This window comes from Acinetobacter sp. NIPH1876 (assembly GCF_022808535.1).
Lineage (GTDB): Bacteria > Pseudomonadota > Gammaproteobacteria > Pseudomonadales > Moraxellaceae > Acinetobacter > Acinetobacter higginsii.
This window is the reverse complement of sequence record NZ_JALGBR010000008.1, coordinates 197,016-221,898: the sequence shown is the minus strand read 5'-3', so window position 1 is coordinate 221,898 and position 24,883 is coordinate 197,016. Positions and strand designations below refer to the sequence as shown.

The window sequence follows — 24,883 nt, the reverse complement described above, 5'->3', positions numbered from 1 at the left end:
CCAGTTCGTTGTTTTGTATCGGCTTTTTGATTCTGTATTCATCTAACATGTATGGGGATGAAATTTATTTATGCAACAAAGCCGTTTGAAATTCAAAAACAGATGCAAGCCACCCAAATTGCATCTGATAAAGCAGTAGAATTACAGCATCAATTGATGCAGCTAATTCCAAATGAAGCATGGATAATGATCTTTGCTTACCTCATTATCATGCTCATGATTCAGGCGTTCTTTATTGCAAAATCAGGCCAGAGTATTGGTAAAAAAATCGCCAAGATTAAAATTGTGGATGTCGAAACATCAGAAAAAGTCAGCACAATTCGGGCCTTTTGGTTGAGAAGCGTGTTCTTTATCATTCTCAATTTGATCCTTGTCCCAATCATTACCGTGATTGATTATGCTTTATTCGCATTTACCAAAAATCGTCAAACTTTGCACGATAAAATGGCAAAAACTAAGGTCATTAAGCAGTAATCACAAATCGATAAACAAAAGAGGATTTATTCCTCTTTTTTTATGTATTAAGCTGATATCTATATAAAAAACACAGATGCAAATAACAATCCCTACAAAATAAATCGGGTTTTAAAACAAGTATTTCACACGACTTTATGAGTAGCTTAGTTTTTCAATATAAGGCATAATGCCCAACAACGTTGCGGTGTCGCGTGATTGCTAAGCATTTTTTAACCAATCCTTATCAATCACGCGACACTTTAATCGCTATCCCATAATTTTAATTAGGGAATGGGACTCTTCACCGAGGTTGTAAAATGAGACAAACGATTTTAGCTGTATTGTCTTTATCAACGATGGCTGCGCTCTTGACTGGGTGTGGCGGTGATATGGTACTTCTAAACAATAAAGGTCCAGTTGGTCAAGGTCAAAGTAACCTGATGATGACTGCGATCTATTTAATGCTATTGGTGGTGATTCCATCAATCATTATGGCATTATGGTTTGGTTGGAAATATCGCGCATCGAATAAAGATGCAGACTATAAACCTACTTGGGCACACTCAACGACAATTGAGATCGTTGTATGGGGTGTACCTGTCATTATTATTGGTATTTTAGCTTGGTTAACTTGGTGGGGTTCCCACAAGTACGACCCTTACCGTCCGTTAGAATCAGATAAAGCACCATTGACTATTCAAGCTGTCGCTGAACAGTTCAAGTGGATTTTTATCTATCCTGAGCAAAACATTGCAACGGTAAACGAAGTACGCTTCCCAGAACAAACACCAGTAAGCTTTAAGATCACTTCTAACTTCACGATGAACTCGTTCTTCATCCCACAGTTAGGCGGTCAGATTTACGCAATGGCTGGTATGCAAACTCACCTTCACCTATTAGCCGACGAACCAGGTATCTTCCGTGGTTTCTCAGCAAACTATTCAGGTTACGGTTTCTCACAAATGCGCTTTAAAGCACATAGCGTGACTGAACCAGAATTTGCACAATGGGTAGAAGCAGTGAAAGCTGGTAATGGTACAAGTATTAACCCTGAAGCAATTCAAAAAGGCACACTTGACCAAGCTGAGTTAGCAACGCTTAAAGATGGCGATCGTTCTAAGCATCAGATCGAGCATTTAGTGAATCGTGCTAAAGCTGCTGGTGATGAAGAAGCACTTGCAAAAGCTGAAGCGATGAAACCGTTCCCGACTAAGCCACACCCAGTGACTTATTACTCATCAGTTGAGCCAAAATTGTTTGAAACAATCATCAACCACTACATGAGTAACTATCACGGTGCTGACCATTCTGCTGGACATGATGCAACGGCAGAAACTCATGCTGCAGCAGAACACGCTGCTCAAGGGGAATAAGACATGGATATGATTTTTGGTAAATTGGGGTGGGATTCTATCCCGACTGAACCCCTTGTACTTGTCACCATGGTCTTTATGGCACTTGGTGCAATTGCTGTATTAGGCGGTATTACCTATTTCAAGAAATGGGGATATTTGTGGAACGAATGGTTTATCACTGTAGACCATAAAAAGATTGGTATCATGTATATCATCGTATCTGTAGTCATGCTGTTGCGTGGCTTCGCCGATGCGATCATGATGCGTCTACAACTTTTCCTCGCGAAAGGCGGCGGCGAAGGTTACTTACACCCTGACCACTACGACCAGATCTTCACCGCGCACGGTGTCATCATGATCTTCTTCGTAGCAATGGGTCTTGTTGTTGGTATGATGAACATCTCTGTACCTTTACAGATTGGTGCTCGTGACGTTGCCTTCCCATTATTAAACTCTTTAAGCTTCTGGTTATTCGCTGGTGCTGCTGGTTTAATGATGCTTTCACTTGTATTAGGTGAATTTGCTGCGACTGGTTGGATGGCTTACCCTCCTCTATCTGGCATTCAATATTCTCCTGGTGTTGGTGTTGACTACTATATCTGGGCACTTCAGGTTTCTGGTCTAGGTACGCTTTTATCTGGTGTTAACTTCTTTGTTACCATCATCAAAATGCGTGCACCTGGCATGAAATTAATGGACATGCCTATTTTCACGTGGACTTCACTTTGTACGGCTGTATTAATCATTGCATCATTCCCTGTATTAACAGGTACGCTTGCAATGCTTACTTTAGACCGTTACTTCGGCTTCCATTTCTTCACAAATGAGCTTGGCGGTAGCCCAATGCTTTATGTGAACTTGATTTGGACATGGGGTCACCCTGAAGTATATATCTTAGTATTACCAGCATTTGGTTTATACTCAGAAATCGTTGCAACCTTCTCTCGTAAAGCGTTGTTCGGTTATAAGTCAATGGTGTATGCGACGATTGCGATTACTGTACTTGCGTTTGTTGTATGGCTTCACCACTTCTTCACCATGGGTGCTGGTGCGAACGTTAACGCGTTCTTCGGTATCATGACCATGGTTATTGCGATTCCTACAGGTGTGAAAATCTTCTCTTGGTTATTCACAATGTATAAAGGTCGCATCACCTATACTACTCCTATGTTATGGACGCTTGGCTTCCTTGTAACATTCGGTATCGGTGGTTTAACTGGTGTACTTATGGCTGTTCCACCTGCGGACTTCCTTGTACACAACTCATTATTCTTGATCGCTCACTTCCATAACGTAATTATCGGTGGTGTGGTGTTTGGTATGTTTGCCGGCATCATCTTCTACTGGCCGAAAATGTTTGGTTGGAAGCTCAACGAAGCATGGGGTAAAGCTGCGTTCTGGTTCTGGTTCATTGGTTTCTATTTTGCATTCATGCCACTTTATATCCTTGGTTTCATGGGTATGACGCGTCGTTTGAATACATATGACAACCCTGAGTGGGATCCATACTTAGCGATTGCATTGTTTGGTGCTGTCCTTATCGCGATCGGTATTGCATGTTTCTTAATGCAAATCATCGTTGGTTTCTTACAACGTAAGGACAACATGGACCATACAGGCGATCCATGGGATAGCCGTACCCTTGAATGGGCAACGTCATCTCCTGCTCCGTTCTATAACTTTGCGCATGAACCAGATGCTAGCGGCGTTGACCGTTTCTGGACTGACAAAGAAAATGGTGTAGCATACGCACGTAACACTAAATATGAAGACATCCACATGCCGACTGATCGTGCTGCTGGTTTTGTCATTGCAATGTTCATTACAATTCTTGGCTTTGCACTCATCTGGCATATTTGGTGGCTCGCTGTTGTTTCATTCGTTTCAGCTATTGTTAGCTTGATCGTAAGCTCATTCACGAAGAATGTTGATTACTACGTTCCTGCTGCTGAAGTTGAGCGTATTGAAAACGAACGCTATGCATTACTTGAAAAACACTTGAAGAAGGACTAAGGAAATGGCTGAAGTACTTCATCACGACAACCACGGCCACGATGGTCATCATGAACATGATGATACTGACTTAACGGTCTTTGGTTTCTGGACATACTTGATGAGTGACTTGATTCTTTTCGGATCACTCTTCATTGCGTTCGCTGTATTAAGCAGTCATATCCCGCCAGGAACCCCAAGTGCATATGACCTGTTCCATGATTCATTAGGCTTCGTGTTAACTGAAACATTTGCCTTATTGATTTCATCGGTAACATTTGGTTTTGCTGTACTTGCATCTTATAAAAAGAATGTAAATCAAGTGATCACTTGGTTGTTTGTTACATTCCTTTTTGGTGCATCGTTCATTGGTATGGAAATCTATGAGTTCCATCACCTTGTACACGAAGGCCATGGTCCAACTCACAGTGCATTCTTATCTGCATTCTTTACTTTGGTTGGTACACACGGTATCCACGTAACTTCTGGTTTAGTGTGGATGCTGGTATTAATCTACCAAATTAAAAAGAATGGTTTGACTTTACCGAATACACGTCGTCTTGCTTGCTTAAGCTTGTTCTGGCACTTCCTTGACATCGTTTGGATCTGTGTATTCAGCGTCGTTTACTTACTGGGAGTTCTCTAATGAGTAGTCATGACCATAATGCTGCAGGTGCGTCACACGGTAACTTTAAACAATACACGATTGGATTTATCCTATCTGTCATCCTTACCATCATCCCTTTCGGGATGGTGATGGCTGGTGGTTTTAGTCGTGGCATTTTAGTTACAGTAATTGCAATTACTGCTGTTGCTCAGGTACTTGTACAACTTGTGTATTTCTTACACATGAATACATCATCTGACCAACGTTGGAACCTTATTGCATTTATCTACACAATCTTATGTATCGCTGTACTTTTAGTCGGCTCTGTGTGGATTATGAATTACCTACACTACAACATGATGATCTAAACTGATCGTCATGTGGAAAAAGTACTTATTCCTGACTAAACCAGGAATTCTCTTCGGTAATTTTATTACCACCTTGGGCGGCTTCTTCTTAGCCGCCCAAGGCTCTATAGACTGCCTCTTATTATTACTTACTCTTCTCGGAACAACATTAGTGGTTGCTTCTGGTTGTGTAGTTAATAACGTAATTGATCAAGACATCGATCAGAAAATGCAACGCACCATGAACCGTGCACTTGTGACCAAAACCATTTCCCCTCCTGTTGCCATGTGCTATGCGCTGGTTTTAGGTGTGATTGGCTTTAGCATGCTCTGGTTTTATGTTAATGCTTATGCTTTTTTATTCGCTGTCATTGGTTTTGTCGTCTATGTCGGTTTTTATAGTTTGTGGAGCAAACGCACCACAATCCATCAAACCGTGATCGGTAGTATTTCTGGAGCGAGTCCACCTGTTATTGGTTATGTGGCTGTAAGTCATCAGTTCGATATGGCAGCCCTATTGATCTTTGTTGCATATGCTTTATGGCAAATGCCGCATTCATGGGCAATCGCAATTTATCGTTTTGACGACTATAAAAATGCAGGCGTTCCTATTCTACCTGTAGCCCGTTCAATCCTTAGAACAAAAATCGAATCACTGATTTATGTGGTTTTATTTACTCTATCGATGAATGCATTATATGTATATGGATACACCAATATCGTGTTCTTGGTCATCTGTAATATACTTTGCATTTACTGGTTCTACATTGCTATTTTAGGATTCAAGGCCGAAGATGATCAGCTTTGGGCCAAACGCTTTTTCCTTTTCTCAGTAATCCTCATTACTGTTATCAGTTTAAGCTTTAGCTTCACCTTTAAAAGCCCTGCACCATTCTTTCCTATTTTTTAAAAAGATAGAGAATGCTCTATCTTTTTATGCTCTCCCAATTTTTATCATTTCGTGCAATAAAAACATTTCGTTCTTTATTGCCTAAATGAAACAAGCCCAGACTAAATTCCAAATCAGTCGTTACATATAATCTTTAAAGATTAACCTGCAACACGACTCTAGCCAAAAAACTCACTGTCTGGCTCAAAACGTCTAAAAAATTGATCAATATTATGTGGATATTTTTGATCTAATTTTTGCCATACCTCTTGAGGTAACGGAATGAACTCCAAGGTATCGGACCCATCGGAAGCCACACAAAAACGGATTTCATAATCAGGCTGCAAAATTTGATTGAGTGCTTTTAAGGTGGTATCTCGATCTGCGCCCTCACCTTGATAAGGAATAATCAAAGTTTGATTCTGATAATAAACAGTAATGGTAAATCCTTGCAGGTTATCCGCATTTTGTATCTCTGCCCGCAAACTCCCCGTTTGTAAAATATTTTCGCAATATTCAATAATCGCCTCGTCCTCTTCACGCCAATCGACAATCATTAAGATTTGGTAAATGTTACCTTGGTATTGCTCAAAAGCGTCTAAATATGCCTCCTCAGTATTCGACTGCAAAATCGACTCAAGCAGGGCAACTGTCTTTATAAATTGTGGTTCCATTTTTATTGCCTATTTTTATTTAAAAAATATATCACAAAGACTATGGCAAATTTGCTTTATAGCGTCAATTTGCATATAATCCCCGCTTCGCAATTTGCGACATAACTTTTTAGTTATGACTCCTTGCTTCTAATTTTTTAATTAGGGGCTGCTTAAACCGTAAGGAGCTGACAATGCGTCACTACGAAATCGTACTATTGGTACATCCAGACCAAAGCGATCAAGTTGTAGGTATGGTTGAACGCTATATCTCTCAGATCAAAGAAGCTGAAGGTCAAATTCACCGTTTAGAAGATTGGGGCCGCCGCCAATTGGCTTACCCGATTAACAAAATTCACAAAGCACACTACATTCTTATGAATGTTGAATGTGGTCAAACGACGCTTGATGAGTTAGAAGAATTGTTCCGTTATAACGATGCAATTATTCGTAACATCATTATCCGTCGTGAAAACGCAATTACTGAAGAATCTTTGCTTGCTAAAAGTGCTGAAGAAAAACGTGCGCGTAAAGCTCAACGTGAAGAAGCACAACAAGCAGTTCCAGAAGCTGAATAAGGAGAACATCAATGGCACGTTTTTACCGTCGTCGCAAGTTCTGCCGCTTTACAGCTGAGAATGTTGCGTACATCGACTACAAAGATATCGACACATTAAAACAGTACATCACTGAAAACGGCAAGATTGTTCCTAGCCGTATTACAGGTACTAAAGCTCGTTATCAACGTCAATTAGCGTTAGCTATTAAACAAGCTCGCTATTTGTCTTTGATTCCGTACACTGACAACCATAAGTAAGTGAGGTGAGCTGTGGACGTTATCTTATTACAACGCATTAAAAACCTTGGTAAATTAGGCGACAAAGTATCAGTTAAAGCTGGTTACGGTCGTAACTTCTTGATCCCTCAAGGTAAAGCTGTAGCTGCAACAGAAGCAAACACTGCTGCTTTTGAAGCTCGTCGTGCTGAACTTGAGAAGCAAGAAGCTGAAGTATTAGCTGCTGCGAATGCACGTGCTGAACAATTGAACGAAGTTAACATCGTAATCACTGCGAAAGCTGGTGACGAAGGTAAACTATTCGGTTCTATCGGTACTCGTGACATCGCTGATGCTTTAACTAATGCTGGTCTTGTTGTAGACCGTGCAGAAGTTCGTTTACCAAACGGTGCGCTTCGTCACACTGGTGAATTCAACATCGCAATCCAATTGCACCATGATGTTGTTGCTGAAGTTCTCGTTACTATCGTATCTGAGTAATTTCTGCAAAGAAAAAGAGCATGTTTTACATGCTCTTTTTTTTTATCTCTAAAAAATACAAAAACATATCTAATTAAGTTTTAAATCTTATAATTTTCATCTCTATAGGACCACATATGCAAAATAAAAATCGTATCATCGCTTTGGTACTTGCCATGTTTTTAGGGTTCTTTGGCATAGATCGTTTCTATCTCGGAAAAAAAACCAGTGGCATTTTAAAATTAATTACTTTTGGCGGTTTAGGCTTTTGGTGGTTTATCGATACAGCCCTACTCCTGCTTGATGCTTTTCTCTATTCTTTAGGCAAAGACAATGGCTTTGTTAAAGATGCCCAAGAGAATAACCTTCGCTACGGCCTTTCAGCGTATCGCTTAAAAAATGGCAAATTTGTTCAGGACTGGTTTGTAAAACCTTAAAACAAAGTCTTTTATCTCAATCAATACATAAGAAGCACCATAACACTAGCTGTGATAGTAGAAGTGACTATCTATTATGCTATTGCATCACTTTCACAATTTTCACTGAATTAAATTGTGCCGACGACCTCCATTTGGATTAAGATAGTCATTCGGTTTTGTTTCATCTTTTTATTAGGTCTTGTTATGTCACAGGCGAATGCCAATTTTACAAAAAATTCTCCAAACACAGAGAGTAAAGTGAGTGACTCAGGTCAACTAAAAGAATTTCGCACTCCACCTCATAATCTTGCAATTGAGCAAGCGGTATTGGCAGCGTTAATGACGGTTGCTGAATCATTTGAACAAGTCAGCGACCTGCTTAAAGAAAATGATTTTTATGCGACACGTCACAAATATATTTATCGTGCCATCGAAAAACTAGCACAGGAAAACTCACCGTATGACGCTGTTTTGGTCAATGACTGGTTGCTCAAACAAAACCTGTTAGATGCCATTGGTGGTGAAGAATATCTGATGCAATTGATGGCAGACTCTCCATCAAGCTTCTACAACCTTGAAATTTATGCAAATAAAATCAAAGAGTTCTCAACTCTGCGTAACATGATCAAGATCAGCAGTGATATTTTACAAAATGCTTATGACACCAAAGGTCGTCCAGTCAGTGAAATTCTTGATTTAGCAGAAACCAGTATTTTCTCTTTGGCAGAACAGCACAATAACAATAAAAAAGATTCTGGGCCAAAATCAATCAGCTCTGTGACTGCTGACGTTATCACCAAATTAGATGAACTGTCTAAACTAGATGGCAACATTACTGGTTTAACCACAGGCTTCTTAGAGCTTGATAATAAAACATCAGGGATGCAGGCGGGAGATTTGATTATTGTTGCAGCACGTCCATCGATGGGTAAAACCACGTTCGCCATGAACCTGGTTGAAAGTGTACTGCAATACAACCGCCTACCTGCTCTCGTATTCTCTATGGAGATGCCAGCAGACTCGATTGCTATGCGTTTGATTTCAGCAATGGGTAAAGTCCATCAGGGCCATCTACGTTCAGGTAATCTCGATGCAGACGAATGGACCAAAGTCACTGGAACTATTCTTCAGCTACAAGAAATGCATCTCTATATCGATGACTCATCTGCCCTACCACCCACCGAACTACGTGCACGTGCGCGTCGTGTAGCTAAAATGCATGACGGTAAAATCGGCTGTATCATGGTCGACTACTTACAGTTGATGAAAGTCCCAGGCATGGGTGATAACCGTGTCGGCGAGATCTCGGAAATTTCACGAAGCTTAAAAGCTTTGGCCAAAGAAATGCAATGCCCTGTAATTGCACTGTCTCAGCTTAACCGTAGTTTGGAGAACCGACCAAACAAACGCCCAGTAATGTCAGACTTACGTGAATCGGGTGCGATCGAGCAGGATGCCGACTTGATCATGTTTATTTACCGTGATGAAGTCTATAACAAAGAATCTAAAGAAGCTGGTACTGCTGAAATCATTATCGGTAAGCAACGTAACGGTCCAATTGGTAGCGTACGTCTCGCATTTGAAGGTCAATATACGCGTTTTAGTAATCTCTCACCTGAGTTCTATGCTCAGTATGAAGATGACGAATAACATTCAAACTATTTCTATTTTATATACAATCCAAGTCGACCCAAAGGAGAACTCAGGGTGCGCCAAGCAACAGTTTATATTGACAGTGAAGCACTGCAATATAATTTAAACCGTGTTAAACAACTTGCTCCACATTCAAAAATCGTCAGTATGGTCAAAGCCAATGCTTATGGACATGGAGTCAAAAACTGTTTAGCCGCCCTTGAGGCCACGGACGCTTTTGGTGTCGCCTGTTTAGAAGAAGCACTGGAGATCAGGCAACTTGGATACACTCAGCCGATTACATTGATTGAAGGTGTATTTTCTGAAGATGAAATGACGCAAGTCATCGAGCAGAAACTTGAATGCATCGTACATCACAAACAACAAGTAGAATGGTTGATTCAACATAAAGCTGCTTATAATGCGTTGGGTTTAAAGGTTTGGGTTAAACTAAATAGCGGCATGAACCGTTTAGGTTTCAAAGTCGATGAAATCATTAACGTGATTCAACGTTTAAAAACTGAAGGTTTTACCTGTGTACTTGCCATGCATTTTGCCAATGCTGACGTAGACCACCCCTTAAATGAGCAACAAAAGCAACAATTCTTACAGGTAAAACAAGCCTGTGAACCGATCTTGGTATCTTGCTGTAATTCTGCTGCGATTTATAAATACCCTGAACTGCATTTTGATTTTGTTCGTCCGGGCATCATGCTTTACGGTGCATCACCCTTCGCGGATCGCAATGTACATGAACTCGATCTAAAGCCGGTAATGACTTTTAGTGCCGAAATTATTGCCCTCAATCAGATTCAACAAGGTGAGTTTGTCGGTTATGGCTCGACCTACTCAGCGTCATGTACGTCACAAATTGCCATTGTTTCGATTGGCTATGGTGACGGCTATCCACGCGCGTATATCGAGCAAAACTTTGTTGCCATCGATCAGCAACTTGTTCCTGTAGTCGGCCGTGTCAGCATGGATATGATCGCCATTGATATCAGCAATGTTAAAGCAGAAATTGGCACAAAAGTTGAGCTTTGGGGCCAATCTCGCCTGGTTGATGATGTTGCAGCAGCAAACGGAACTATCGGCTACGAGCTACTTTGCCGCCTCACCCAACGCCCAATACGTCAATTAGATAACTAAACATTACTTGATCAATTTTTGTGTTTTATCTCTAATAAGGTTTTAACCATTCAGATCCAGAATGCTCAAACTGATTTATGATAATCCGCTGTATAAAATGCCGATCCAGCAATTCGTGCTCTTTTTGATCCGAATTTCGATCGGCATTTTTTTCTTCACCACAGGCTTCAATAAACTTTTCGTTGAAAAAAATAAACTGATTATGCTGGAAACGATCATTGATGCAGGCATTCCATTTCCAGCAATCATGAGTAGCTTTGTGTCAGTCACTGAAATGCTTGCAGGTTTATTTCTGATTTTGGGCTTATTTACTCAGATCAGCAGTATTTTCTTGTTTATGATCTGCCTGACAGCACTATACACGGTTGGGATTCATACGATTCCAAGCGGCTTAGATCCGATAAGCTGGCTCAGTTGGTTCTTCTATATACATGACCTATTGTATATGCTCATTCTGGCGATATTGATTACATCTCGGCCAAGCATACTGTCGCTAGATCTTATTCTAAGCAAAAATATAACAACATCTTAGGATGATTCTCCCTCAAAAGGATCTATGCTTTTGAGGGAGTTTAAGGAAGTTATAAACCATAGTCCGCTGTTGGCTTTGGTAACTCTTGTAAACCACGGCGCAAGGTCTCAGACCACTGTCGACTAATCTGAGTAAAATAAGGATCATCCTCACCAATCCGCTTACCTTCTGGAATTTTAAAACTATCTTTATGGTAAACCAGTGCATCTAAAGGCAAACCCACTGAAACATTCGAGCGCAAAGTCGAATCAAAAGAAATAAGCGAACAGCGCAGTGCATCATCCAAAGGCATATCATAGTGTAAAGCACGATCTAGAATCGGTTTTCCGTACTTGCTTTCACCAATTTGGAAATACGGCGTATCGGTGGTTGCACAAATAAAGTTCCCTTGTGGATACACATTATAAAGCTGTATCTCCTCGCCTTGAATTTGCCCACCGACCAATATGCTACATGAATAATTCATCTGTTCTTGGGTGTCACTGGTAATATCTTCAAGCACTTTGCGTAGAGTTTTTCCAACCAATTCAGCCACTTCAAACATGGTATTGGCACTATACAAATTCGGCTCTTGATGCAAAGCCAAAGCATTCTGCAAATGCCCGATCACGGCTTGTGTCGTCGCCAAATTACCTGCTGTTTGCAAAGCAATAAAACGTTCACCTTCAACACCAAAGGTATGCAACTTACGAAATACAGAAATATGATCGACCCCTGCATTGGTTCGGGTATCACTAATCAACACCAAACCTTGCTCTAATCTTAATGCGCAACAATAGGTCATCTTTCTCTCTTTACATTCAACACGCCAAAACCTGCACCACAGACATCATACTTTCTACCCCGCCTTGCTCACGAATACCACGAACAGGCGCCACATCTAAATAATCACGTCCAACTGCAACGTATATATGGTTTTGGGGTGTAAATATCTGGTTACTTACATCGAAACAATACCACTCATTATCCACAAAAACCTCTGCCCATGCATGACTGGCGAGGTGTGGCTGATTTTCATCGTAGATATAGCCCGAAACGTAACGTGCAGGTAATTGTAACGCACGACACATGGCAATTAATATATGTGCGTGGTCTTGGCACACTCCCTGACCCGCATAAAAGGCATCAATAGCTGAGGTCGTAACCGAGGTACTTTCAGGTTGATAAGGCACTTGCTGTAAGATTTTTTCTGATAAAACAATCAAATGGTGGCGGTCTTTTACAGCAACAATCGAATGCGCAAAATCCGTCATGGTCAGGTCACAGCAGGTCATTGCCGTGCGTTGTAAAAACAGTAATGCTGAAATATCTGTCTCAAAATAACCCAACTCAGTCGCATGCAAATCCACTACACCCTGTGCCATGATCGTCAAATAACGATAATCATGGCGTTGCGTTGCTGTAATCCATAGGTTATTAAATGCATCACGTTGACACGAGTACTGTCCTGGCACACTAATATGCCAATTCTCTACACTCTGATGCCGTGAACTTTGTGGCATCATTTTGATGGATTGGACACTGTTCCGCGCAATCTCAGTATATTGATAATGCGTTTGGTGATTCACCATGAGTTTCATGAGGATACCTCAAATTGATTTTCCAATTTATAGGTAAATGCATAAAACTGATTTAAATATGGCTGTTCTTTTAATGTCTCCCAACACGGTTGTAAGTCTTGCCATCCCAAATGATATAACCGCTCAATGGTTGGATCAATCGCATCAAAAACAGCATGTGTATTGTGTTGAAATCTGAAATAGGTATCAATTTGCTCAATACATTGCCCAATATGAAAAAATAGAAAAATATCTTCTTGCTCAGCTTTCAGAATGTCGCAACAGCTATGCACCACATCCTGAATGGCTAATCCATCTGCTGCCACATTTTTGATCAGATAATTGAGTTCTGCATAGGCCTGTGCGGTTAATAATCCCCTCAACTCCTGAATATTGTCCCGCGCAATCTCAAGCTGACTCAATAAAGAATAAGGCTGCTGACGATCTAACATAAATTGATTCAAGTTTTCTGCATCATCAATATGCAAACAAAGTGCCTGTGCAAATTCTGATGCCTGATAATTATCATCAAAAGGCAAATGTCCAGCCACATGACCAATACGGAATAAATAACGTCCTAACCAATAAATATGTTGAGCGCTTGAGCTAAGTAAAAGCATAAATCTCCTCCCTTTTCTTAATCTTCAATCTCACAGCCCGCATTGTTATCATCTTCGGGCTGTGGATATGGTTCAGGAACGTAATGATTCAACCACCCATGTATCTTTAATTCCACCACCTTGAGAAGAGTTCACCACGAGAGAGCCTGCTTGCATGGCAACACGTGTTAAGCCACCCGGCACAATTTCAGTGCGATAAGGTGAGCTGAGTACAAAAGGTCTTAAATCAATATGTCGCTCAGCAACGCCTTCTGCTGTCATGGTTGGAGCAACGGAAAGTGCCAAAGTCGGTTGTGCAATATATAAATGTGGCGTCTCAATCAGTTTCTGTCTGAAACAATCAATCTGTTGTTGATCTGCTTGAGGACCAATCAACATGCCATAACCACCTGAGCCTTGTGCTTCTTTCACCACTAATTTTTCTAAATTACTAAGTACGTAATCCAGTTGCTCCGCTTCTCGACATTGATAAGTTGGCACATTATTCAAAATAGGTACTTCACCTAAATAGAACTGAATCATCTGATCGACATAAGGATAAATCGACTTGTCATCCGCCACCCCTGTTCCCGGTGCATTGGCAATCACAACATTGTGTTGTAAATATGCAGACATCAGTCCGGGTACACCCAAAGTGCTGTCAGGTCTAAAACTGAGTGGATCCAAGAATTCATCATCAACACGGCGATAGATAACGTCTACCTGCTGCCGACCACGAATAGTTTTGACAAAAACCTTATCATCTTCTACATACAGATCTCGGCTGGTCACTAGCGGTACATCCATTTCACGCGCTAGAAATGAATGTTCATAATAGGCACTATTAAAACGCCCAGGTGTTAGCACCACAATTAATGGCTGATCGACATAAGCATTTTCTTCGAGAATTGCTTTTAACAGACTTGGATATTGCTCAATCCCCTGTAAATTATTACTGCTACAAAGATCTGGCATCAATTTCTGACTGATTTTACGACTTTCCAGCATATAAGACACACCTGATGGTGTGCGTAGGTTATCTTCCAACACAAAGAAATCACCTTGCCCATCACGGATGATATCGATACCACTAATTTGTGAATAAACCTTGCCTTTCAACTGGTGCTTTAGCATATGCGGCTGGAACGCTTCGTGCGCAATCACCTGTTCTGCAGGAATCAAACCTTCTTTTAAAATATGCTGTCCATGATAAATATCATCTAGAAATAAATTTAATGCTTTGACTCGTTGTGCACAGCCCGTCGCGATCTTTTCCCATTGCTTCTTTTCAATCACACGCGGTATCAAATCATAAGGAATGGTACGCTCAGCACCCTCCTGATCACCGTAAACATTAAAAGTAATGCCTTGATATAAGAAATGCTGTTTTGCTTGTGCTTCTAGTGTTTTTAAATCATCAAGACTACGAATACTCAACCATTGCTCAATTTTTTTCGATGCTTCACCGTTAAAACTTTTGTCATCTAACATTTCATTGAAAAATTGTGATTTAAGTTGCTCAAATAAATTGGTGGTCACATTGAGCTGCGAAATAAATGTAGAGGTATCAACGGATGCTGCTGGATTGGGTTCTGGTGCGTAATAATCTGTGCTGATATGTAGGTTGTGTTCTTGTTCTGACATAGAAACCTCGTCTCATCATTTATTTATATCTAAAGGAAGCAATTTCAATGCCACTTATACAAAATGATCAATTTTCAACCAGACTTAGAATATTTAAGCAAAACTAGGGTCATTTCAGTCGTAAATACGTAATCTAGATAGGATGGACTTGATAATTAAGTATAGTTTTTTTATTGTGTCTGCTTTAGACCATTGAATTATGTATTTCGCTTATGTCATCCATACAAGAAAAAGAAACATCCAATAGCCTTTATCGCCAATGGCAAATCTTATCCCGCCTTTCTACTGGGAAATGGATGGGCACACGCGAATTACAAGAAATATTAGAACGCGAAGGCATTGATATCAGTCTGCGTACCATTCAGCGTGATTTAAATCAAATTGCTCAGCGTTTCCCAATCGAGAGCAATAAAACCGTACCACAAGGTTGGCGTTGGCGTTCAGATGCACCAATTCAAAGCTTGCCCCACATGACCAGCTCGCAAGCGGTTACGTTTATGATGGTCGAAGAGCATTTACGTCACTTGCTTCCACCAAGTTTATTAGAAGAAATGACACCTTGGTTTGATTTGGCCAAACGTAGCCTATCGACACAAAATAATGTTCGACAATGGATCAACCGTGTTCGTATTGTACCGGCGACACAACCCTTGATTCCGCCTGTTGTCGACAAACATGCACAACAAGCGATTTATGAAGGTTTATTACAAGACAAACAGATCGAATGTATTTATCTCGCCCGTACCCATCAAGGCGAAGATAAGACCTATATCCTCAATCCGCTGGCTTTGGTTCAAAAAGGTGCAGTGATTTATTTAATCTGTACCCGAAATGATAAAACTGAAGTACAAACCTTCGCCTTGCACCGCTTTAAAGCAGCAACGGTATTGGAAAGTCGCGCCTTACATCCTGTGAACTTTGAAATTGATAATTATATTGAATCAGGTGCATTGGGTTTCCGTGTTGACTACAGCAAGCCAACCGAACAAATTCATTTAAAACTGACCATGACCGAGAGTACAGCCAAGAGTTTCTACGAAAGCCAGCTGAGTAAGGATCAAATCATCCAACATCTAGAAGAAAACATTGTCGAAGTCTCTGCAACTGTTCCATTTACCTCACAACTGGTGTGGTGGCTCAGAAGTTTTGGTAAGAAAATGCTGAATATTGAACCCGCTGCCGTTTATAACGCAGTGAAAGAGATTGAAGAGCAAGCCCAATAAAAAAGAGAACCTTTCGGTTCTCTTCGATTTTTTATAAATTTTATTATCAAACACTCAATATTATTTTTATTGTTTAAATGTTCAAACCAACCTCTCTCCCCGCCTTGATCAAAATTGGTTTGTACCTTTTTAAGCGCTTAGATTTAAATTAACATCGGCACGCTAATTCATAGCCATTGTAGCGGATTCTCTTTTTGGTCATGGTTAAACCCTCTTTGTTTGAACGTAGAATCACTATAACGAGGATTTTTTAGACTGTGAAATAACAAAGATTGGAATCAAAATCTAATTTTTTGCTATCGCTGATCTTTGCGTCAAAATCAACTTATTCATCTTCTTTTTTATCAGATAATAAAACTTCGAAGCGATGCAAATGGGTAAAACGCCCAGCCTGTATTTGATATTGATCAATCTGAGGCACTAATTTCCGGAAATGCTCCGACTGTACATGTAAATCTAGTGCTTCACGATCAACCCATTCTTCGATAAAAACAAAATGCCCTTTTTGTTTATGGTCATGATAAAGATCATAAGCAATGCATCCTGCCTCGGCTTTAGTTTTCTCTACCAACTCTTGATAAAGCGCTAACACCTCATCAATTTTGTCTGGCTGGATATAGTCTTCAGCAATCAGTTTTAAGGTCATTTACCTCGCTCTCCCTAAATATTTCCCATAAAAAAAGCTCTCAAATTCATGAGAGCTTTTTTGTCATCAATTCAGCTTATGCTGAAAATGGATGACGCAATACGATTGTTTCTGCACGGTCAGGACCTGTTGAAACGATATCAATTGGGCAACCAATTAAAGTTTCAATACGACGTACATAGGCCAATGCATTTGCAGGAAGTTGATCAATTTGAGTCAAACCAACAGTAGACTCGCTCCAACCCGGCATGGTTTCATAGATCGGTTTCAAGCTTTCAAATGAAATCGCATCAGAAGAACCTGCACAGCCAGAATCTACATCTTCATAACCCACACAGATTTTTACTTCTTCTAAACCATCTAATACATCAAGCTTAGTTAGGCAAATACCAGATAACGAGTTCACATCAACCGAACGACGTAAAATCTCAGCATCAAACCAACCACAACGACGTTGACGGCCAGTAGACGCGCCAAACTCATGACCAACTGTACCTAAGTGACGACCAATCGCATCACCTGTATCTGTTGCTGCATCATAATGCAACTCAGTTGGGAACGGACCTGCACCTACACGTGTTGTATATGCTTTGGTAATACCCAATACATAGTCTAAATGCAATGGACCCATACCTGAACCAGAGCTTACGCCACCAGCAGTAGTATTCGAGCTTGTTACAAATGGATAGGTACCATGATCGATGTCCAGCAATGAACCTTGCGCACCTTCAAACATGATTGCCTTACCTTCTTTGCGGTAATTATGTAATACAGTCGTTACATCAATCACTAATGGAGCAAGAACTTCGCGCCATGCATCACAAAGAGCAAGTACATCTTCAAACTTAACTTCTTCAACGCCATAGAATTGAGAAAGTTGGAAGTTATGCAGCTCAAGCATTTCCTTGAGTTTTTCTTCAAGTAAAGCACCACCACGAATCAAATCTGCTACGCGTACAGCACGACGTGCAACTTTGTCTTCGTAAGCTGGGCCAATACCGCGACCAGTTGTACCAATTTTCGCGTTACCACGTTTTTTCTCACGTGCTTGGTCAAGCGCGATGTGGTTTGGCAAAATAAGTGGACAGTTTGGAGAAATACGTAAACGCTCTTTAACAGGTACGCCTTCTTGTTCCAAAATCGCCATTTCTTTAATCAAGGCTTCAGGAGAAAGAACAACACCATTCCCGATTAAGCACAATACGTTTTCACGTAAAATACCTGATGGAATGAGGTGTAATACAGTCTTCTTACCACCTACCACAAGCGTATGACCTGCGTTGTGTCCGCCTTGGTAGCGAACTACCGCAGCCGCTTGATCTGTGAGCAGGTCGACGATTTTACCTTTTCCTTCGTCGCCCCATTGGGTACCAAGTACCACAACATTTTTGCCCATAATAGCCTCATTACATCATGCTGTTAAAATTGGAAACCAAGTCTTAAAACTTGGCAATTAAATTTTTTCAATCACCCACTGCCCGTTTTGAGACACCAACTGATGGGTCGCATAAGGCACTGAGCTTAAATCATCATTACCCAACAACTGCACCACACGTGAACCTTTGCCACGTACATCTGCAATTGCATTTAATAAATCTTGATCATGGCCTTTCGGTGCAACCACAGTTTCAATTTCTACAAACTGAGTCGCGCCTAAAGCATATAAGTCACAACTAAATCCAGTTGCTGGACGCGCACGCCCAAAATGCTCACCAATACCATCATAACGACCACCTTGAGCCAGTGGTGCGGCACGATTCGGTGCATAAATGGCATACATCAAACCTGTATGATAGTGATAGCTGCGTAACTCAACCACATCTATCCCAATGTTCAGATTCGACCAACGTGACTGGATTTGCGCTAATGTAGATTTCAATGCATCTAATGCATTTTTGAAATCCGCATCATTTAAAATATCTTGGCTTAAATGCATTTCTAGTGCATCAAGGTCGCTTGCATAACGCCCTAAAGCATAAAAGTCCGCACCCATCGCTAAATCTTGCGTGAATTCTTCTAACTCTGGGAAAGCTTTACGCTGATATAAGTCAGAAAGTTCACTTTCGGTATTTTTATTTAAGCCAGCGCGTTTAACCAGACTACGGAATAAACCAACATGACCTAAATCTAAATGAGCGCCCTCTAAAGTATGAGTATGCTCAATTAACGCCAACATAACGTTGATCATTTCAACATCTGCTTCGATGCTGTCATGACCATACAACTCTGCACCTAACTGCAAAGGTGCACGGGTTGCATTGAAATTCTGTGGTTTGGTATGCAAGACTGAACCTGCATAGCAATAACGTGCTACACCTTCAATTGGTCGAACATGAGCATCTATACGCGCAACTTGCGGCGTCATATCCGCACGCACACCGAGTAAACGGCCAGATAGTTGATCAATAACTTTGAAGGTAACTAAATCTAAATCTTGATTAGATTCTGAAAGTAGCGAGAGCGATTCGATGTATTCAATAAATGGCGTATACACCAATTGATAACCTCGAACTGCGAGGAAATCTAACGCTTCTCGACGCAAGGTTTCAACCACTTGCGCTTGTTCTGGCAATACATCTGCTACCCCGTCAGGGAGCAACCATGTCTCTGAAATGGCCATGTTCCAAACCTAAAATCTGTTCAATGTGGAAGCATCCACACAAAAAGCAACCACATAAAAAAATCGGGTGAATGCCCGATTCAGCGTAGTGTAGCACGAAGATTTATGTGATGCACCTTCGAATTTGAATAAATCTTTCGGGTTTATTGATCAAATAACTTCACTAAGTAAGAAAAATTAACGAGTAGATTCAATAGATTGAAACTAATCACTGAGAGTATAAGTCCATGTTCTTGTCCCTAAGAACTGCCTAACATCTGAACTATTGCCCTGCTTGCAATTGATCAAGTTTGATTTTTACAACATTGATTGCTTGGGAGTCACATGCAAGACTGCCTGTCCGAAATTCCGAGCCTCTTAAGCAGCGATTACCCCAAATAAATGAAACACCTTAAGGTCTTGTTCTTAGTTTATATTAAAAAACACATTCCATTTTTTGATTTCTTTCACCTGAACTCAGGGCTAAAGATTCCCATTCAGGTATAAACACAAAATTGTGCCTAGAATATAAACACACTGCTCGCTCATTTTTTGGAGATACGCTTAATACAATCCTAGAATGACCTTTAGAAACGGCTAAATTCTTAATCGCAGAAATCAGCAGATCGGCTATACCACTGCCACGAAACATAGGATTAACCCACATCGCGATCACATTAAATTCACGTACAGCGTTTTGAGTTCCACCAATAATCCCAATTGCCCGATCCCCTTTAATTGCTAAAACATATCGAAATTTAGTCTTTTGTGAGGCACGGTCACGCCATTCTGATTCACTATATTTCTCTGTAGTCGCATAATTAGCAGCGAAAACATCAGGACTATCCAGTAGAGACTCTAAACGAACGGTTTTAAGGATTTTCCAATCCTCCTCGGTGGTGAGACGTACCACCAATTCCTCCAAGTCTGGACTCATTCAATACCTCTAACTTATCGCGAATCTGAATTTTTATAAAAGATTCTCAAAAATTAGCTTATATTTATTCAGTTCCTTTGCCGCCTTTTACTACGATTTCTAGCAAATTCACCATTTCAACATTTTGCTTTTCTAAAGCGGCAATATTTGCCACAGTTCGATCCAAAACCTCTTGTTGCACATGCATCTTCTTGGCCAGATCCTGCATGATTTCCAAACTCTTTTTTAGATGTAATTCTAAATGCACAACTTTTTCTTCAAGTTGCAAAACTTGAACATCTTGGTTTGGTACATCTACATTTTTAAACTGCAGCCAGAATAAAAATACAACCGCCGCCAATAAAATAGCAATTAATCCCCAAATCAACATCAATGTCATTCACTACTCCGAATTAATTTTTATATTATTTAAATCATTAATCACAAAAAGTTTCACACAAATCGAGTAAGCGATTTGCATATCCCCATTCATTATCATACCACGCAAAAACTTTCGCTTGATGTCCCACCACCATGGTTTGAGTTAAATCCACAATCAGAGAATAAGGCGAATGATTAAAGTCACTAGAAACCAGATCTTCATCTGTCACTTGCATGATCTGCGCATAATCATATTGCGCCGCCTTGCTCAAAACTTCATTGATTTTATGCACAGTAATCGGTGAATGCGAAACAAAAGTGAGATCAATGGCAGCCACATTAATGGTCGGTACACGAATGGAATAGCCATTGATCCGATCTTCCATTTTCGGCATGACTTGTTTCAATGCACCCAAGGCACTTGATGTGGTTGGAATAATATTTTGCCCAGATGCACGTGCACGACGTAAATCCCGATGCGCGTGATCCAAAACCGATTGATCGGCTGTGACCGCATGGATTTCTGTCATTAATGCGGTATCAATACCAAAGGCATCATCAATAATTTTAACCAACGGCACTAAGGCCTGTGTGGTACATGAGACACTGGAGATGATTTGATCTGTGGCCTTTACGTCATTATGATTAACACCATAGACAATCGCCGCATCCACAGAATCAAAAGGTGCAGCACCAATAATCACACGCTTTGCACCTGCCTCAACATGGCGTGTAGCATCAGCACGTGAACGGAATAAACCGGTACATTCAAGCACCACATCAATATCTAAGTCAGCCCAAGGCAATAATTCTGGCTGAGCCTGCTTAAAAACCTGTAGTTTTAACTGACGCTGATTGGACTGGATATTCAAAAAAATATGTTGATTTTCAATTTGAATTTCAACTTGACCTGCAAAACGACCATGCGTGGTATCGTATTTGAACAAATGCACCAAGGTCTGCACATCTGCGATGTCATTAATGGCAACAATATCAAACTGAAATTGCTTAGGACTCTCAAACCACGCACGTAATACATTCCGACCAATTCGACCAAATCCATTGATAGCGATACGTTGCATGTAGGGTCCTTATTCATCAAAACATCATCTTTTCTATGCTATATGGTAAAACATCAAGCACATTGTTGAATATAGATTTTTAGCTTAAACACAGTTTTATATGATATTGCTTGTAAAATCGTTGGTGAGGCAGGTATTTTCCGTTATAATTTAGCACTTTTAAAATCTATGCCACGCACTGGGTTCGATTGTAGAACGTTAGACACAACGTACCTTGTTGCATATAGCCAAATTCAAAATTATGGAGTGTCTTGGTTGTGAGTACTCGCTTTATGACATCAGCTGAAATCCGTGAAGCATTTTTGCGTTATTTCGAATCGCAAGGGCATACACGTGTCGCTTCGAGTTCTCTCGTTCCCGCCAACGACCCAACTTTGCTGTTTACCAATGCTGGTATGAACCAGTTTAAAGATTGTTTCTTAGGTTTAGAAAAGCGCGACTATGTTCGTGCTGTTTCATCTCAAAAATGTGTCCGTGCCGGCGGTAAGCATAATGACCTCGACAACGTAGGTTATACCGCACGTCACCACACTTTCTTTGAAATGTTAGGCAACTTCTCTTTCGGTGATTATTTCAAACAAAATGCACTGAAATTTGCTTGGGAATTTTTGACCAGCGAACAGTGGTTAGGCTTACCGAAAGATCGTTTATATGTCACGGTTTATCATACCGATGATGAAGCATTTGATATCTGGAACAAAGAAATTGGTATCGATGCTGAACGTATTATCCGTATTGGCGATAACAAAGGTGGCCAATACGCATCAGATAACTTCTGGGCAATGGGTGATACAGGTCCTTGTGGTCCTTGTTCTGAAATTTTCTATGACCATGGTGACCATATCTGGGGTGGCTTACCAGGCACACCAGAAGAAGATGGTGATCGTTTCATCGAAATCTGGAACAACGTTTTCATGCAGTTCAATCGTACTGCTGATGGTGTCATGCACCCTCTTCCAGCACCTTCTGTTGATACAGGTATGGGCTTGGAGCGTATTTCGGCTGTACTACAACATGTCAATTCAAACTATGAAATTGACCTGTTTCAACACTTATTAAAAGCTGCTGCTGAAATCATTGGTTTAGATACCACTGCCATTGAAGCTGAAGCAAAAGCACAAAATAAACCAGTTGAATATCCTGCATCGTTAAAAGTGATTGCTGACCATGCGCGTTCATGCTCATTCTTGATTGCTGACGGTGTTAACCCTTCAAATGAAGGTCGTGGTTATGTGCTACGTCGTATTATTCGTCGTGCCGTGCGTCATGGTAACAAGTTAGGTGCAACAGGTTCATTCTTCTATAAGATGTTACAACCGCTAATTGAAGTCATGGGCGATGCCTATCCTGAACTTGCAGCGCAGCAAGCACGCATCGAAGCACAGCTTCTTAAAGAAGAAGAGCAATTCGCGAAAACACTTGAGCAAGGCTTGAAGTTGTTAGAAGGTGAATTAGCACAACTGAAAGGCAATGTGATTGCTGGTGAAACCGTATTTAAACTATACGATACTTACGGCTTCCCGACTGACTTAACCGCTGATATCGCACGTGAACGTGATCTTACCATTGACGAAGCCGGCTTCGAAGTTGAAATGGCTGCGCAACGCCAACGTGCACGTGATGCAGGTAAATTTGCAGTTGACTACAACAGCATTGTCAAAGTTGAAGGCGAAACTCAATTTGATGGTTATGAAGCGACTCAAGGCCAAGGTCAAATCGTTGCGATCTATAAAGATGGCGTGCAAGTTGATGAAATCAACGAAGGTGACGAAGCACTGATCGTATTGAACCAAACCCCTTTCTATGCAGAAAGCGGTGGTCAAATCGGTGATACAGGTATCTTCAAAAACGATACTGGTATTTTTGAAGTTCAAGATACTAAAAAATCTGGTGGTGCATTTGTCCATCAAGGTATCGTGACCATGGGTAGCCTCAAAGCCACTCAAAATGTTGAAGCAACGGTTAAAGCAGACATTCGTGCAGCAACAGCGCGTAATCACTCAGCGACTCACCTTCTACATGCGGCTTTACGTCAGATTCTTGGTGAGCATGTACAACAAAAAGGTTCTTTGGTTGCCAGCGATATTTTACGTTTTGACTTTGCCAACGACCAACCTGTTTCGTTTGAACAATTGCAACAGATTGAGCGTTTAGTCAATGCCGAAGTCATTGCGAACAGCCCTGTAACAACTGAATTACTTGATATTGAATCAGCAAAAGCCAAAGGCGCAATGATGCTGTTCGGTGAGAAGTATGGCGAAGAAGTTCGCGTACTTTCTATGGGTTCTATTATTGAAGAAAAAAACTTCTCTATCGAACTTTGTGGTGGTATTCACGTTAAGCGCACGGGTGATATTGGTCTATTTAAAATCACTTCTGAAGGTGGTGTTGCTGCGGGCGTTCGTCGTATTGAAGCCGTGACTGGCACCAAAGCGCTTGAAGTGGTTCAAAAAGCAGAAACAGATATCCAAATCATTAACGGTTTGTTGAAAGCGCAAAAAGACCAAACTGTAGAGAAAGTTGAAGCAATTGTTGAAACTGCTTCTAGCCTACAAAAGCAAATCGAACAATTGAATCAAAAATTAGCGAGCTTCCAAGCGGCTGAGCTTTTAGATCAAGTCACAGAAATTGCGGGTCGTCAAACGCTTATCACATCGGTAAAAGGTTTAGATGCCAAATCATTACGCAATCTTCATGACAGCGTAAAATCAAAATTAGAAGATGCAGTCATTATTTTAGCTGGTGTTGAAGGTGATAAAGTGAGTTTAATCGCTTCCGTCGCTAAACAATACGCTGCAACTCTAAAAGCAGGTGACATCATCAAACACTTGGCTCAAGAGCTGGGCGGTAAAGGTGGTGGTAAACCTGACTTAGCACAAGGTGGCGCGCCACTTAACGAGAAGTTTGATCAAGTCATCGCAGCATTACCTGCTTGGCTTGCGCAATAA

At 40.8% G+C, this 24,883-nt stretch carries 25 protein-coding genes and 1 pseudogene; 15 read left to right on the top strand and 11 right to left on the bottom strand.

What is annotated here, in order from left to right:
• Positions 1-84: 84 nt before the first annotated feature.
• The 6 genes and pseudogenes from MN869_RS10715 to cyoE form a co-directional block, all read left to right on the top strand.
• Positions 85-474, top strand: a pseudogene (locus MN869_RS10715) (RDD family protein); the annotation flags it as partial.
• A gap of 299 nt (positions 475-773) precedes the next feature.
• Positions 774-1,829 (top strand): ubiquinol oxidase subunit II, encoded by a 1,056-nt coding sequence (cyoA, locus tag MN869_RS10710; RefSeq protein ID WP_004654397.1) that lies wholly within the window; start codon positions 774-776, stop codon positions 1,827-1,829.
• 3 nt (positions 1,830-1,832) lie between these two features.
• Complete coding sequence (gene cyoB, locus MN869_RS10705) at positions 1,833-3,824, top strand: cytochrome o ubiquinol oxidase subunit I (protein WP_004806017.1); 1,992 nt, start codon at positions 1,833-1,835, stop codon at positions 3,822-3,824.
• A 4-nt stretch (positions 3,825-3,828) separates the two neighbouring features.
• A complete protein-coding gene (gene cyoC / locus MN869_RS10700; protein ID WP_004806016.1) occupies positions 3,829-4,449 on the top strand; it encodes a cytochrome o ubiquinol oxidase subunit III in 621 nt (206 codons plus the stop codon).
• A complete protein-coding gene (locus tag MN869_RS10695; protein WP_004806013.1) occupies positions 4,449-4,778 on the top strand; it encodes a cytochrome o ubiquinol oxidase subunit IV in 330 nt (109 codons plus the stop codon). Before cyoC ends, MN869_RS10695 begins: the two co-directional genes overlap by 1 nt.
• A 10-nt stretch (positions 4,779-4,788) precedes the next feature.
• Positions 4,789-5,667, top strand: a complete 879-nt coding sequence (gene cyoE / locus MN869_RS10690; RefSeq protein WP_241345132.1) for a heme o synthase — start codon at positions 4,789-4,791, stop codon at positions 5,665-5,667.
• A 158-nt stretch (positions 5,668-5,825) separates the two neighbouring features.
• Here cyoE and MN869_RS10685 read toward each other — a convergent pair whose 3' ends face one another.
• Positions 5,826-6,320, bottom strand: coding sequence for a hypothetical protein (locus MN869_RS10685; RefSeq protein WP_033133676.1), 495 nt, complete (start codon positions 6,318-6,320; stop codon positions 5,826-5,828).
• 173 nt (positions 6,321-6,493) lie between these two features.
• Here MN869_RS10685 and rpsF point away from each other — a divergent pair, with 173 nt between their 5' ends.
• From rpsF to MN869_RS10650, 7 genes are all read left to right on the top strand, one after another.
• Positions 6,494-6,877 carry a 30S ribosomal protein S6 gene (gene rpsF, locus MN869_RS10680; RefSeq protein ID WP_004806006.1) on the top strand — a complete coding sequence of 128 codons (384 nt, stop codon included), beginning with the start codon at positions 6,494-6,496 and terminating at the stop codon, positions 6,875-6,877.
• A gap of 11 nt (positions 6,878-6,888) precedes the next feature.
• On the top strand, positions 6,889-7,116 hold the full coding sequence (gene rpsR, locus MN869_RS10675) for a 30S ribosomal protein S18 (protein WP_000090661.1): 228 nt from the start codon (positions 6,889-6,891) through the stop codon (positions 7,114-7,116).
• A 12-nt stretch (positions 7,117-7,128) separates the two neighbouring features.
• A complete protein-coding gene (rplI, locus tag MN869_RS10670) occupies positions 7,129-7,575 on the top strand; it encodes a 50S ribosomal protein L9 (protein ID WP_004654410.1) in 447 nt (148 codons plus the stop codon).
• 116 nt (positions 7,576-7,691) lie between these two features.
• Positions 7,692-7,991 (top strand): TM2 domain-containing protein, encoded by a 300-nt coding sequence (locus MN869_RS10665; RefSeq protein WP_033133675.1) that lies wholly within the window; start codon positions 7,692-7,694, stop codon positions 7,989-7,991.
• A gap of 186 nt (positions 7,992-8,177) precedes the next feature.
• Positions 8,178-9,623 (top strand): replicative DNA helicase, encoded by a 1,446-nt coding sequence (gene dnaB / locus MN869_RS10660; RefSeq protein WP_004806002.1) that lies wholly within the window; start codon positions 8,178-8,180, stop codon positions 9,621-9,623.
• 57 nt (positions 9,624-9,680) lie between these two features.
• Positions 9,681-10,754, top strand: a complete 1,074-nt coding sequence (gene alr / locus MN869_RS10655) for an alanine racemase (protein ID WP_004805999.1) — start codon at positions 9,681-9,683, stop codon at positions 10,752-10,754.
• 61 nt (positions 10,755-10,815) lie between these two features.
• On the top strand, positions 10,816-11,286 hold the full coding sequence (locus MN869_RS10650) for a DoxX family protein (RefSeq protein WP_033133674.1): 471 nt from the start codon (positions 10,816-10,818) through the stop codon (positions 11,284-11,286).
• A gap of 49 nt (positions 11,287-11,335) precedes the next feature.
• On the opposite strand, the gene MN869_RS10645 is transcribed toward MN869_RS10650, so the two are convergent.
• From MN869_RS10645 to MN869_RS10630, 4 genes are all read right to left on the bottom strand, one after another.
• Positions 11,336-12,070 carry a proteasome-type protease gene (locus MN869_RS10645; protein WP_004805995.1) on the bottom strand — a complete coding sequence of 245 codons (735 nt, stop codon included), beginning with the start codon at positions 12,068-12,070 and terminating at the stop codon, positions 11,336-11,338.
• Between the two features lie 16 nt (positions 12,071-12,086).
• Positions 12,087-12,866 carry a transglutaminase family protein gene (locus tag MN869_RS10640; RefSeq protein ID WP_033133673.1) on the bottom strand — a complete coding sequence of 260 codons (780 nt, stop codon included), beginning with the start codon at positions 12,864-12,866 and terminating at the stop codon, positions 12,087-12,089.
• On the bottom strand, positions 12,863-13,465 hold the full coding sequence (locus tag MN869_RS10635; RefSeq protein WP_033133672.1) for an alpha-E domain-containing protein: 603 nt from the start codon (positions 13,463-13,465) through the stop codon (positions 12,863-12,865). The genes MN869_RS10640 and MN869_RS10635 overlap by 4 nt, the downstream gene beginning before the upstream one ends.
• A 72-nt stretch (positions 13,466-13,537) precedes the next feature.
• Positions 13,538-15,088: a circularly permuted type 2 ATP-grasp protein gene (locus tag MN869_RS10630; protein WP_033133671.1), complete on the bottom strand. Its 1,551-nt coding sequence runs from the start codon at positions 15,086-15,088 to the stop codon at positions 13,538-13,540.
• A 212-nt stretch (positions 15,089-15,300) separates the two neighbouring features.
• Between MN869_RS10630 and MN869_RS10625 the strand changes: the two genes are divergently transcribed.
• Complete coding sequence (locus MN869_RS10625) at positions 15,301-16,311, top strand: WYL domain-containing protein (RefSeq protein ID WP_081406949.1); 1,011 nt, start codon at positions 15,301-15,303, stop codon at positions 16,309-16,311.
• A 325-nt stretch (positions 16,312-16,636) separates the two neighbouring features.
• Here the strand turns inward: MN869_RS10625 and MN869_RS10620 are convergent, their stop codons facing one another.
• From MN869_RS10620 to MN869_RS10595, 6 genes are all read right to left on the bottom strand, one after another.
• Positions 16,637-16,957: a putative quinol monooxygenase gene (locus tag MN869_RS10620; protein ID WP_033133669.1), complete on the bottom strand. Its 321-nt coding sequence runs from the start codon at positions 16,955-16,957 to the stop codon at positions 16,637-16,639.
• A gap of 76 nt (positions 16,958-17,033) precedes the next feature.
• Entirely contained in the window at positions 17,034-18,353 is a 1,320-nt protein-coding gene (locus MN869_RS10615) for an adenylosuccinate synthase (protein ID WP_004805984.1), read from the bottom strand.
• A gap of 57 nt (positions 18,354-18,410) precedes the next feature.
• Positions 18,411-19,577 carry an ATP phosphoribosyltransferase regulatory subunit gene (locus MN869_RS10610; RefSeq protein WP_033133668.1) on the bottom strand — a complete coding sequence of 389 codons (1,167 nt, stop codon included), beginning with the start codon at positions 19,575-19,577 and terminating at the stop codon, positions 18,411-18,413.
• Positions 19,578-19,992: 415 nt separating this feature from the next.
• Positions 19,993-20,493: a GNAT family N-acetyltransferase gene (locus MN869_RS10605; RefSeq protein ID WP_033133667.1), complete on the bottom strand. Its 501-nt coding sequence runs from the start codon at positions 20,491-20,493 to the stop codon at positions 19,993-19,995.
• Between the two features lie 64 nt (positions 20,494-20,557).
• Positions 20,558-20,872 (bottom strand): hypothetical protein, encoded by a 315-nt coding sequence (locus tag MN869_RS10600; protein WP_033133666.1) that lies wholly within the window; start codon positions 20,870-20,872, stop codon positions 20,558-20,560.
• Positions 20,873-20,909: 37 nt separating this feature from the next.
• A complete protein-coding gene (locus MN869_RS10595) occupies positions 20,910-21,935 on the bottom strand; it encodes a type I glyceraldehyde-3-phosphate dehydrogenase (RefSeq protein WP_004805974.1) in 1,026 nt (341 codons plus the stop codon).
• 257 nt (positions 21,936-22,192) lie between these two features.
• On the opposite strand from MN869_RS10595, the gene alaS reads away from it, so the two are divergent.
• On the top strand, positions 22,193-24,883 hold the full coding sequence (gene alaS / locus MN869_RS10590) for an alanine--tRNA ligase (RefSeq protein ID WP_171248657.1): 2,691 nt from the start codon (positions 22,193-22,195) through the stop codon (positions 24,881-24,883).